Origin of the sequence: Haloarcula sp. K1, from assembly GCF_001647155.1 — an archaeon.
GTDB classification, from domain to species: Archaea; Halobacteriota; Halobacteria; order Halobacteriales; family Haloarculaceae; genus Haloarcula; species Haloarcula hispanica.
In genome coordinates this window covers 67789-80279 of the sequence record NZ_LRHL01000046.1, presented here as the reverse complement: position 1 = coordinate 80279, position 12491 = coordinate 67789, and the positions used below count along the sequence as shown (strand labels likewise).

Annotated in this window: 12 protein-coding genes; 10 read left to right on the top strand and 2 right to left on the bottom strand. The window is 50.1% G+C overall.

Annotation, left to right across the window (positions count from 1 at the left end; translation table 11 throughout):
* Window positions 1–83 precede the first annotated feature (83 nt).
* From AV929_RS22080 to AV929_RS20560, 3 genes are all read left to right on the top strand, one after another.
* Entirely contained in the window at window positions 84–521 is a 438-nt protein-coding gene (locus tag AV929_RS22080) for a hypothetical protein (RefSeq protein ID WP_155120787.1), read from the top strand.
* A 150-nt stretch (window positions 522–671) separates the two neighbouring features.
* On the top strand, window positions 672–1646 hold the full coding sequence (locus AV929_RS20565) for a hypothetical protein (RefSeq protein ID WP_064289187.1): 975 nt from the start codon (window positions 672–674) through the stop codon (window positions 1644–1646).
* Window positions 1647–1682: 36 nt separating this feature from the next.
* Complete coding sequence (locus tag AV929_RS20560; RefSeq protein WP_064289186.1) at window positions 1683–2051, top strand: hypothetical protein; 369 nt, start codon at window positions 1683–1685, stop codon at window positions 2049–2051.
* Window positions 2052–2076: 25 nt separating this feature from the next.
* Here the strand turns inward: AV929_RS20560 and AV929_RS20555 are convergent, their stop codons facing one another.
* Window positions 2077–2796 (bottom strand): hypothetical protein, encoded by a 720-nt coding sequence (locus AV929_RS20555; protein WP_064289185.1) that lies wholly within the window; start codon window positions 2794–2796, stop codon window positions 2077–2079.
* 289 nt (window positions 2797–3085) lie between these two features.
* Here AV929_RS20555 and AV929_RS20550 point away from each other — a divergent pair, with 289 nt between their 5' ends.
* Genes AV929_RS20550 through AV929_RS20540 form a run of 3 tightly spaced genes read left to right on the top strand, consistent with a single transcriptional unit; the run spans window position 3086 to window position 5346 of the window.
* On the top strand, window positions 3086–4111 hold the full coding sequence (locus AV929_RS20550) for a hypothetical protein (RefSeq protein WP_064289184.1): 1026 nt from the start codon (window positions 3086–3088) through the stop codon (window positions 4109–4111).
* A 28-nt stretch (window positions 4112–4139) separates the two neighbouring features.
* A complete protein-coding gene (locus AV929_RS20545; RefSeq protein ID WP_064289183.1) occupies window positions 4140–4763 on the top strand; it encodes a hypothetical protein in 624 nt (207 codons plus the stop codon).
* Between the two features lie 49 nt (window positions 4764–4812).
* Window positions 4813–5346, top strand: a complete 534-nt coding sequence (locus AV929_RS20540; protein WP_064289182.1) for a hypothetical protein — start codon at window positions 4813–4815, stop codon at window positions 5344–5346.
* Between the two features lie 52 nt (window positions 5347–5398).
* Here the strand turns inward: AV929_RS20540 and AV929_RS22075 are convergent, their stop codons facing one another.
* Window positions 5399–5653: a hypothetical protein gene (locus AV929_RS22075; protein WP_155120786.1), complete on the bottom strand. Its 255-nt coding sequence runs from the start codon at window positions 5651–5653 to the stop codon at window positions 5399–5401.
* A 301-nt stretch (window positions 5654–5954) separates the two neighbouring features.
* Here AV929_RS22075 and AV929_RS20535 point away from each other — a divergent pair, with 301 nt between their 5' ends.
* The 4 genes from AV929_RS20535 (at window position 5955) to AV929_RS20525 (ending at window position 12185) form a co-directional block, all read left to right on the top strand.
* Window positions 5955–6317 (top strand): hypothetical protein, encoded by a 363-nt coding sequence (locus AV929_RS20535; RefSeq protein ID WP_155120785.1) that lies wholly within the window; start codon window positions 5955–5957, stop codon window positions 6315–6317.
* 35 nt (window positions 6318–6352) lie between these two features.
* Entirely contained in the window at window positions 6353–8083 is a 1731-nt protein-coding gene (locus AV929_RS22070; protein WP_155120784.1) for a hypothetical protein, read from the top strand.
* 243 nt (window positions 8084–8326) lie between these two features.
* On the top strand, window positions 8327–9388 hold the full coding sequence (locus AV929_RS20530) for a hypothetical protein (RefSeq protein ID WP_064289180.1): 1062 nt from the start codon (window positions 8327–8329) through the stop codon (window positions 9386–9388).
* Between the two features lie 124 nt (window positions 9389–9512).
* Window positions 9513–12185, top strand: a complete 2673-nt coding sequence (locus tag AV929_RS20525; protein WP_064289179.1) for a VirB4 family type IV secretion system protein — start codon at window positions 9513–9515, stop codon at window positions 12183–12185.
* Window positions 12186–12491 lie beyond the last annotated feature (306 nt).

Here is a 12491-nt window from a genome sequence, read left to right as displayed (position 1 = left end):
CAATTGTCTGTTAGGGAGTTAGTCTCTCTTTCTGTTTATACTTCCCAGAGATGGTGAAAGAATTCATTCCATAAAAAGAGACTATGTCTACGAATGCATCCAGTGCCGAATCAAGCAGTACAGACACTAAAACTCGGGATATCGAATCTGCCCTCAACGATTCTTCGGAAGATATCTCCGTAGGAGAGACTTCTGAAGGTACCAAGGATACAAATGGTGTTGAAGAGCATAAAATCCAGACAGAACAGCAGATGCAGTTCGGGGATAACGGATCTCTCGAACCCGCGGAAGAGACGGTCGAAACGACACTCGGACAATTCGATGTAGAAATCAGTCATCGCGACCCAGATACTCGACTTGAACAGCCCAAAGCATCCGGCATAATGCGCGACGACCGCCCAGAAGCACAATCCCAGAACGCGGGCGAGCAGACGAACCTACTGCCCGACGTTGAAGACGACCAGATCACCTTGGATGGAGGCAGTGCCCAAGATCGGACTCTGTTCAAGGACGACGATTAGCTAAAACCAGAATCCAAGTTTCTCTCTATTATGAGTACTAATTGTATTACAGTGACGTCGACCACTACTCCGTCTCAAAAAGGCTGTCACAACGACAGTGAACTGACGCAGTGGCGAAGTTTAAATGCGAACGGGAGACAAAGATGGCGTATGAACAACGAAGAAAACCCCGACACCCGCCTTCCGGACGTCGAGAACCCTGGCTCAGCTGGAACGCACCGGCACTCTGGTCGCCAGTACCACCAGCACTCAACAAACTTCGAGCAGGGTATTGGTGAAAGCAGTCCCAGTAACTGCGAAGTCTGTGGATGTTCAATCCCGCCAAACCGCTTCCGATGTAGCGACCACCGACAGTCCGGTTCCGAAGCACGGACGAACTCCGAGTTCGAGTGGTCTTTCTCTCATATCGCAATCGCAGTCGTCCCTGCATCGAACATCTTCCACGCAACTGCGATGGGGAGTTCTGCGTTCTTCTTGCGTGACGATAGTGATTCAAAGGACAGTTTCGACCTGATCTACGACTTCAACGAACCATCGAAGACATTCACCTCCGGTTGGAGTGAAACCCTGCCTGACGCTGTCCCGATCGACTCCGAGGACGGGCAGCGGCTACTTGAGTGTGCCAAGAAGAAGACGAACTGGGGAGGCGTGCTCAATGTGGAGAAGGCACTTGGTGTCGACGAGTCACCCCTCTCAGATTCGAAGACATACATTTTCAGCGAGGGTGGTGAAGAGATTGTTGAGAAAGAGCAACTGGAGTCTATGCTTGATGAGTCTGAAAAGGAGCTCTGGGTCGTCCCTGCCGCACTCTACAATCGGAAGCGAAACACATCAGGAAAGACAATCCGCAATCGCCTTTGCCCGTCATGTGATGCGAGGACGAAACACGTTTTCGACGAATATGACGGTGGTCACCCGTCCCTCCACACCGGCGGAGTGGCCATCTGGGTCTGTCTCGAATGTGAGACCTCGCACGCTGGATCTCCTCCCACCGGTAGCATCCCCGACGAGCCTTGGGAGGACGACAACTTTGCTGGCGGTGACCGCCGTAACGTTGATACTGCTGCTGACGAGCAGCATCGTGCTGTGATGAACCGGTTGGACGATGAAGGGAAACTTGATTAGACCCTCTGCGATAGGTGTACAGTAAGGCGACTCCCAATGTTGAACATACTACCCTTTGGGGGCGACTCTGAGGCCGACTCAACCGACCCCCCAGATGATTCCAAGGAAGACTCAGCAGAGAAACTGACCCGCGCCGAGAAAGTCGGCCAGCTCACATACGGTCTGCCTCAGACATACCGGATACTCCGATCCGAATGGAAAGAAGAGAAGGCCCAATTCTATTTTCTCCTGTACTCCGTTGCTGCCGCATTCGCAATGCTGTTTTCGATACTCAACGAAAAACAACTTATTCTCTACGGGATCTTTGCAGTTTACGCTATCACCGCAATCCCGCTGCTCTATATTTATGAAGAAGAGCGATACTTTAGTCACGACGAGAATCCGTTTAGCAATGACGAAGACTGAACTTGATTCCGCTCCGATTCCGTGCTCACAGTGACGAGTTTTCTAGTCGGTCCTCTACTTCGCGGATGCTATTCATTACGCTCGAGGATTGAATATCTCGGAGAGAAGCGAGGGCTTCAGGACTTGCGTTCGGTTTTGATGCGTTCGTGTACAAGAAATAGTACACCGCCGCCACAAAGTGCTCGCTGCCCACCTCTTTCAGAATCTGAGCGAGTGTGTCTGCTTGATTGGTGGGGTGGTCCTTCCATTCGAGTGAGAATGTCTCGAACTGGTCCGTTTCCCTGTTGTATTCGCCAGCACACCTCAGATGGCCTTCTCGCCGGAGTTTTGTCCTCGCCCACAGCGGGAGACTCTCCAATGTTTGGTGGAGTAATGGAGTACTCTCCAAGATTACTGATGCGAGAACATCGTAGATTGGGAGGTTAGCCATCGACTCAGGAACGAATCGAATCGCATAACCTGTCACAGTTTCCGGTTCCTTGTTCTGTACTTGATAGCCCTTCTCGCTGTGATCGGTGGTCCCAGTAAATGTATCCTTTGCAGGTTCTACGACCTCTTGTAAAGCCGTGTGAATAAGCGCGTAAACATGTACGGTATCGTCTTGTCTCGCTTGTAATGAGGGCTCAAACGGGCTTGGTTTCCCAGCTCTGTTTGCTTCGTCAGTGGGTTCCGCGCTGGAATCGATTCCGAATAAGACGTCCTCTGGATTCCGTGGTTCTCGCTCTCGCCTCAAAGGCTCGCTCATATCACCTCGTTTGTCATCCTGTACCAAAAATGTACTTGGGCCTATGACATCACAGTCATTGCACACCACAGGACTGCCTCGAAAGCGGTTTCTTAACTAACATTCTAAAGAGTTACCGTGGCCGTGTTTGATAAGATCCACCCACGCTCTATTCAGTACCCCCACACATTTTATACCCTCCTGTGAGTAGTATACAGCAACCGAAGAAACGGGAGCCCATAGACACGGAAGTTGCTACCAGCAGGAGCATGAGGCTCTGCCGGCCTTCGGAACGCACCCAATCCGTACTATGACAGACAAAAACCATCAAGAACACGTCGACGACATCTTAGAAATCGTCGACACTGCCGAAACGGAAACCGGCACCACAATCAACGTTGATGAGGCCGAGATTGCAGACCGACTAGATAAATTCGTCCAAAAACGGATGGAGCCCGAAGATGGCGTCCGAGTCATCGCAAAAGAAATCATCCGAGATGCGGGTGAAGACCCCTACAAGTTCGTTCGTGGTAGTGGGACTGGCAGGCAAGCATCGGGCAGTAATGAACAGTTAGTCGCTGGAGATATCGAGGAAGAAGGCCGCTGGATCGCTTTCGAGGGGACAGTTATAGATCTCAATGACCCAAACCCAGAAGGGATGATCCAAACCGGGCGTCTCGCAGACGACACTGGCTCCATACGATTCACTATCTGGGAGACCTCTGACGGGCAAAACCCAATCGACATCAGTCTTGAAATCGGTGAAAGCTACCGAGTTAATCCGGTCGTCACCAATCTCTACGAAGAAGCAGAGCAAATGGAGCTCAACTTCCGTGAAGTGAGCGAGGTCACCAAGCTGGAAGGCGACGATGCTCTCGATATAGATCCCGACACATACACCGAGACCGTGAGTGGCACCATTATCGACTTCCAAGATCCGATGGGACTCGTCGATCGGTGCCCAAATAACGACTGTGGGCGTGTCGTCAAACAGCGAGACCACTGCCCGGACTGTGGCGATATTGAGGCTGAAATCGATCTCCGAACAAAAGCCATTCTCGACGACGGAGAAGCCACATGGGTGATTATCCTGGATGCAGACCAAACCGCTCAGGAAGCAAACCTCACACTCGAAGACGCAGAAGAGCTTGTCCGCGAACACAACGACCGAAATGTCGTGGACCAGTACATTGAAGCACAACTCCATGGAGAGTACCTCCACGTTCACGGGATGAACCATGGGCGGAACTTCAGCGTTGAGTCAACTGAACTCATCGAGCCGCCGAGTGTCAGTGATCTAGCTACCATCCGTGAACACCTGATGGAACTTCCCTGATAACCACCAACCAAACACGAATCCAACAATGAGTCAAACAAACTATCAGACACGGAATCCGGCACGCAGAACCTTTGCGTGGGAGTACAAAGATGCGACCCACGAGGAACGAAAGGGAGACGGTGACCGAGCACCCAGATACCTCCTCCTCCCCACTGGAGAATGGGCTAACCGCGTCTTCATTGTCGGGACGCTAGCAGAGATTGTCGACAGCCCTGAGAACGACCAATACATCCACGGCGAAGTCAACGACCCGACAGGACGATTCCACATCGACGCCGGCCAATACCAGCCTGACGCCATCGCCAAAATGCGTCGGATCGAAACGCCTGACATGGTTGCCATCACTGGAAAAACAGGAAAGTTCGAAGGCGACAGTGGCGTAAACACAAAAATCCGAGTGACCAACATCACCCCGATTCCCGAAGCGCTCTACGACCACTGGGTGGCAGACACTGCTGCGAAGACAATGAACCGTCTTGAGCGATTCGGAAACGAAGATAACGAAGCGGCGAAAAAGGCCGCAGAAGTATACGGCACCGATCTGGGTAAGTACCGAGATGCCGCTATCGATGCTCTTGATCGCGTTCAAGAACTAATTGAGGAGGACCAAGGCCAAAGCAAAAGCTCAGTCGAAACAGCCACTAACTAAGCCCACAAAACTCTTAGCTGACGTCGGCCCTCCCCACCACTTCCTAGATATGCCCTACGAAGAACTCATCAAGACATCCTGGAAGCTCTACGAGATCGCCATCATCACAGCCGAAATTCTAGGCTGGATGGGGATCATCATCGGGGCAATAGGATACGGAATGACGAAAACGAATCCAGCGAAGCATCGTCGGTACAGAGGGATGCTCTTTGGCGGTGCTGCTGGGCTAGCATCTGTACTTCTTACGGGGAAAGTCTATCGTGCGATCACATTCACTATGATTGGTAAGGTGAACAGTATTAACCACGACACTGCGATGTATCCCCAACAGTTCCTCGATACTTTCAGCGGCCCGCTTTTTGATGCCGTCGCGATTGCGGGAATTCTCTCACAGGTAGCAGCCGTTATCGGAATGGCTGCATTCTCGTTCGGGACTGGGTTCTGGGGCATCAGTAAGCGGCGAAGCATATTTCACACGAAAGCCGTCCGAATCATCTATGCGGGTATCGCCTTGATGGTGATGTCCGTCTGTGAACGTATCTTTGCCGCAGCAGCATACATCTTCATCGACATCTTATCGTGACCCATGCGCAGTCGTGAAACAGAGTAACGGTGTTTCATAATCAAACGACTCCTCAACCGAACAACACGACGACTGCAAGACCGAATACAAAAAACGCACTCGCAGCGGCCACACTGATCGTGAGAGCAGACCACCGATAGCTCACGCTCCTTGCTTCGTCAAGATCCCCCTCCCATTGAATCCGGAGACGTTGTTCATCGATTCTTCCAACATCATGTGGGTGACACTCTCCGAGATGATCCAAGTACTCAGGAACATCGTGTCCATCGGCGTCGATATCTTGATTGCAGTACTTACACTCGACCATAGTAACTCTATCTCGGTATGACCGACTAAAGCTTAGGGGTCTACCGTCCCACACAGAATTAGAATGGTAACAACCGATGGTCCTCACTCAGTTCTCGTCCCGTGCCCATACTAAGACCCCGAAATAGATCAAACAGCAACTGTGGGTGCGAATAGTAGAAGTCCTAATAGAATCAGAAACCTTTATTTGACAGCCAGAGTATCGTTTTTTCAGATGGCACTACTGAAGCTACCAAGCCAGTAAAATAAATCACATTATAGGTTGACCCACAGCAGGAAACCTAACAAGTAAGAAAATAAATATGAACAAGAAAATCACAAACAGGACTAGCACTATAATTAAGCTAAGTATCGGAGTTACTGCTCTGTTGACTGTGTTTAGTGGCTCCGCAGCAGCCACAACAGGAGTAATGATGCAAACCTCAGTGGCTGATCTTGAGATTATCGCTGTTCTAGGGAGGCTCCACGAATTACTCAGGAACATAGCTTACTTGCTTGGCCCGATCATCCTGCTGCACGGGCTAACACTCTGGGCATTCGGAAGTAACAATTCTTCCTGGTCCCAACGAGGGTACACTGCCATGGTTGGTGGATTCATCCTATTTGGGCTGGCTCTAGCAATGGACGTGCTACTACAAGCAGCCGCGTTCATCGGGAACGTCTAATCGCAAAAAGCAGTATCACAAAATACGCTTCATTTATGATTACAGCATCAAAGACAATTCGAAAAGTTGGCCAGTTCGTCGTAATAATAATGCTGATTAGTTCTCTCTCTTTCACATCACCTGCCTTGGCGCAGGAATTATCTTCGCAAACTTGGTACGAAGCTGACTTTATTGGCCATAGTACTGGTACCCCTCCAGATTCAACAGTCAGAGACAACCCTCCAGCTAATTCGCAAATAACAGATAAACAGTATGGCAAAGTAGAAAATTGTGGAGGCCAACTGTGTGTTCGGGATGGATACGATTCTTTAGATTTTGTAGTTGCGCCATCACAGTCTGTTACAATTGATAAAGGGAAGACTGTCGAAGTCACCCTAGATGCAAGGATCAGCAATCAGTATGGTGCCAATGGGAAGATGGTACTCCGTACCTCCGACGGTGATAAGAAACTCACTGAGAGTACCAGCTACGACGAGACATTCACCTACACAGCCAGCTCAGACAATACTGAAATTCAGGGTATTTACATTGATTACGATCATACTAAAGATCAAACGATCTACGCTAGAATAAGCGAAATCACGTATGTACAATCCGTTGAGTTCGCTCATAATATTGATGGATATCAGTCGACCACAAAGATTCAGTACAGCCCCAGTGGTGAAAATAAGTTGTATTCTAAGGGGTTTGAAAAAGAAATAACATTACCTAACAGATATGAGGAGGCAGAAAATATCTATGTTGAGATCAATTCTAAGCCCGGAAACTCCGGAGCCACTTACGAGGTCGTAGATAATGGCCGTGTGATCGGTTCAGCAGTAGCCGAAAGTGGTGTGTCAGGAGAAAGTGTGATACAGATAGAACCGAAAAGTAAAGATGTCACTCTTCGAATGACTAGCAGCGATACCGTTGCTGTGAGTAATGTATCTGTCACGGCCCTTGCTCCTACTCCAGGAAGCGATCCGCTTAATGTTGATAACAGTGGACCCGAAGAGATTGATTCACAAGGTGGATATGACCGAGTCTTGGGCGCACTGTCCCAAGTATTGTCGCTCACGACTCAAACAGTGTATTATCTCATGTTCGCCTCACTGGCGATTGGAGCAGTTGTATTCGTCTATTCGAAAGGCCTCCGGGGAACCGAGTTCTCACAATCGCTGATGATGGCTGCTATAATCGTAGGGGTCTCCGTGCTACTATTTAGTTCGATACTCAACATGAGTGCTTGGCTATTTACTGGAGACAACAGTCGAGCCTCACTAGGAAACCCAAATCTTGAAGCAGAACCTCCAGTCTACTACAATAATGGCTTCAATGACGGAAAATTAGATAACTGGAAGGCAGAAAGTGATTCAACCTCTCTAGCTGTGAGGTCACACGGCAACGAGTTAGCACTTACTGGCAGTGGTCAGTCCCTCACAATATCGAGGGAAGTTGATATTACACTCGGAAATTCCTTGGACACTGGATACATTAATTACGACATTGAAACAATTTCTAGCGATTCGGTTTCGGATCATGCAGTCACAGTATATGCTAATGTATACATAGACGGTGAACAGGTTGTCACACGGAAGGAGATCGCCCGCTCATTCGGTGGACAAACTGTCTCAAAAACAGGTTCGGTCATTTACGAACAAGCCGGGACTGACGTTACCGTGGAATTCGTAGCCGAATCTAATGATAATAGTGCAGCTGCTAACCTCCGAGTCTACGATATATCTGTAGGGGCCACTGCTGGCTCACACAATCCAGGGGAAGAATAGCTCTCATCTTCTGATAATTCTCTATTATCCTTCCTCAGATGAATGCGTTCAGCAGGGAATCGAATCAAACACACCCTATCAGCCTGAAACAGTGTAACGCTGTTTCAATCTTGCATAGATCGCTCACCTTCCGCCACTCTATTATATTGTTAACAGAATCTGCTGGAAGTCTGTTCTCTCACTCTGTCTCTCTGGAAACCCTACCCGAAGGTATTAATTAGACTGGGGAGATGGAATATATATATGGAGCCGGTACCGGTAGCAGAGAAACTCCTCAAGACAAAGCTCTTTGGCTTCTCAGTCCAACGGCTCATCCAAGCTTTTGCAGTCCCGATGGCCCCTGGTCTTATTTTGACCGTACTGAACTTCCCAGCGATAATCTTCGGCCCAATCGTCATCTTGGGAGCGGTGATTGGCATCTCAGTCTACATCCGCACCCCCTCTGGCCAGAACCCAGCTGCGTGGCTGATCGGGATGATAAAATTCAAGCTCGGCCCCGACTCGTTTTACTGGAAGCCCGTCCAATTTGACGACGACCCGGTTGAAATCCAGACTGGTGAAATGAACAGTATCACAGACGAAGACCCGGCTGAGACTCAAACAAACGAATCTATGGTTGGAAACGAAAACACTATCGAGAACCTTGACTTCGAGGCAATACACGACGATGGCGTCATCGAGACAGACGAGGCATACTCCCTTATCATCGAGATTGAAGCCCGACCGTGGCTCATTCTCGACAAGCAATCACGGCAAGCGGTTTACCAGTCGTTCTCACAATTCTTGATGGGTATCAAAAGCCCGATTCAGATATTCACACTTCCGATACCGTACGATGCAGACGATTATACTGAGAGTCTTAAAGAATCCAACAACCACAAAATCGACACTGAAAGCAAACTACTCGAATACGGTCGAATCCAACACGCACAGTGGTTAGAGAACGTCGTCGAAATGGGCGATATCCGCGACCGCCGTCACTTCATTATGGTAACCGCTCAGAAACACAAGCAGAACGAACAGGATGCCAGTGATAATTTTCTGGACCGCATCAACCCGACTAGCGACGATGTCGACCAAGAGAAGCGATACGACGAACTCTGGTCGAGAGCCCAAAGCGTAACCAGCGCCCTTCCACGAACAGGCGTGAGCACCGATATCATCAACGAACGGGAAGACACACTCAAAATCCTCTACTACTACTACAAGGGTCGGCGTCCTCCGGAGAATTTCAACCACGGGCTCCTTACCAAAGCACCATCCGAGAGCGACATGGAAGATATAGACACGCAGTCTGTACTGTAATCTTGCACTCATTCACCCACAGACTAATGTACGAACAAGAAGATTAGAGGCATAAGCAACAGTCACCTGAAGAGCCCGATAATTGCCTTGGTCCGCATGTGACCAGCGAAATCAAGATACTACAATGAATCCAGACGAAATCCGAGACAAATTCCAAGAGTTCATCGGCATCAAAGACGATAGCAGCAGGGAGCGTGGAGGCAGGATAGACATCGATTCCTTGAGCGGCACGGAACTACAGGATGCAATAGACTATCTCGATGCAATCGGTCGAGATACAACCCGTGACGATATCGAGGAAGCCGCGTACTACCTGCGAAATGTCGACGACGATGTCGAACTGTACTCCGCATTTGAGAGCGGCACAGAACGTAGTCGGGTTGATCGCTCTATCGTCGCACCGAGTAATATGGAGCGCGATACGAAATGGCATACCCGCGACGGAGACTTCTACCAGGTGCTCACCGCGACCTCAATGCCTCGTCTGGTGACTCCTGGCTGGCTCGTCCCGATTACCCTCTCGGAACATGACATCCGTCTCTCAATGCAGATCAAGCCCCGCGAAACGGCATCTGTGAAAGGCAAGCTCCAACAGCGCCTTACGCAGATGAAGAGCGCAATTCAGTGGAAGAAGCGACGTGGCCGGACTGACGTTTATGAGGAAGAGCACGAACGCAAAGAATTGGAACGCCTACTCCGAAGCGTCATTGAGGGAACAACCAAGTTGTTCAACGTCGGTTTCTATATGGAAGTCCATGGACGGACGCTTGAGGAGATGGAAGAAGCGAGCCGAAACATCCAGCGGACAGTAAGCGAACAGGGAATGGACCTCACGCCTATCGAAGGGCGACAGATCGAAAGCCAGCAGTCGATGCTTCCGGTCGGAACCGACCCGATTAGGAACTACAATACAGTCCAGCTGGAGGCGCTCGCGACATTTTTTAATTTCGTCGAACCACCGGTCAATCAGCCAGACGGAGTTCTGATGGGATTCGACGACAGCAAGCGTCCAGTTATTGTCGACCGATTTAGCCTCAGTGGTCACTCGAAAGTGGTCACCGGAAAGGTTGGTGGTGGCAAGACCTACTCAGTGAAACTCGCGCTATACCGTCGCTTACTAAATGACCCTGACCTCCGTATCATCGTCTTTGACCCGCTTGGAGACGACTTCGTCGATTTTACCGAAAAGGTAGGTGGGACTGTTATCAAATTCGGCGGAGACGACCGAATCAACCCGCTCGACATCCAGCCGCCGAGTGGCGGTGAGTCTCCCGAAGATCTCTACACGACGAAAGTTCGCAGTGCCATAGAGATACTGAAGACCTATTTCGCCCAATCCAGTCGGGGTGGAATGAGAGCAGGTGAGGAGGGTGTAATCACGCAATGTATACACTATGCATATTCGAAGATGGGGATCACCTCCGATCCAGAGACGTTTGATAACAAGTCCCCCATCATCGACGACGTAATCGAAGGCGTCCGTATCATTGCGCAGGGCGGTCTGGAATCTGATTCCTCACCCATCAATGAAGCGATGGCGGACGGGGCCGGGACTCTTGATCTCTGTCCCCCACGCGTTCGAGAAATTATGATGGACCCCTCGGACCAGCACGTCAAAATTGCCCAAGAGCTGGTCCCGAAATTCGAGTCGTTCAAAGCGGGGTCAGTAAATAATAATCTAAATGGGCAGACAAATATTGAGCTCGATGACCGGATTGTCTGCTTCAATATGGAGTCCTTCGCTGACACTGGCGAAATGCCGCTTATCATGCACACGATGCTAGACTGGGCGTATCAGGAGACACGAAGAAGTCCAAAACGGACTGACGTAACGTTTGAAGAGGTCCACTACCTCTTAGGGCGGCCCGGTGCGCGAAACCTACTCAACCTCTTCATCCGTCACGCACGCCACTTCGATGCCGGACTGACGCTTATTTCACAGACGCCAGACGAGTTCCTCGGCCACGACCAGAAGAAAGAGATCTACGACAACTGCGACATCAAACAGTTGTTCTACCAAGAGAATGTATCCCCAGAGGTAATCAACTACTTCGATTTCAGCGAGGAAGAAGCGCGGTTCCTCCGGCAGGCAGCGCGTGGTCAAAATTCGAACTTCTCAGAATGTCTCCTGTCGACGTCTGAGCACGGTCGCCGCCGCTTGGAAATCTATGCAGGACCGTATGAACGACATATGCTTGAGGAAGACCTCGATCCAGAGGGATATCTCAAACAGCAAGGCTTGCTAGAAAACGAAACAGACGTCGGTAATAGTAGCCATCTGAAAGATGCGGTTCCTCAGACCCAGGACATCAGCGAACCAATGGCACCTTCGACAGATCCCGCCAAACCGTCAAAGGACAAGCCGCTCACTCAAATCGAGAATCCCGATGACCTTACGGAAGCGAATCAGACCGTCAGGCACGACCCCAAACCGGAGGACTCCGAGGATTCAGGTAAGACATCAACCCGTGACCCCTTCCGTGTTTCTGGTAGTGGCCAAGCTGAATCTGTTGAAGTCAATGGATCTGAGACTGAACAAAACGCTGTTGCTCCAGAAGAACAACCCAATCTGCAGGAACACCCACAAAACAACTCACTCAGTGGGGAGGGCGAGGATATCCGGGGAACCGCCCCCGATGACATCTCTCTTGATGACGTGGTCAAAGAGCAGAATAATATCTCCGAGCCCACCAAAGAGCACGAAGAGGCAGAGGAAACTGACCCAAGTCTGATACATCAACTGCTCAAGCGGGTGCCGATTGGTAGTAACGGATCGTCCGAAGATGACGAACAGTAACCCGCCGGCAAAACCGGTCCAAATCATTAAACGGACACCAACACAGCAGCCACCTCAAGTGACTGCCTAGACCGCCACTGTCGTGTGCTCCTGAAAGTGGAAGCAACCATTTTTGTGCTCATTGTTTAGGACTCGCGGGTAAACTACCGCCACGTCGGCTGATAGCCGCCCCACCGGTAGACTGATAATGCACAAGTTGGAACAAAGTTCTAACGAGTCACAAAAAAGTGTGACCACTCTGCCAGTGCAAATCCACCCTAATAAGAGAGCATGATACCACAATTGACACTTCTCGGTCTGAATAGC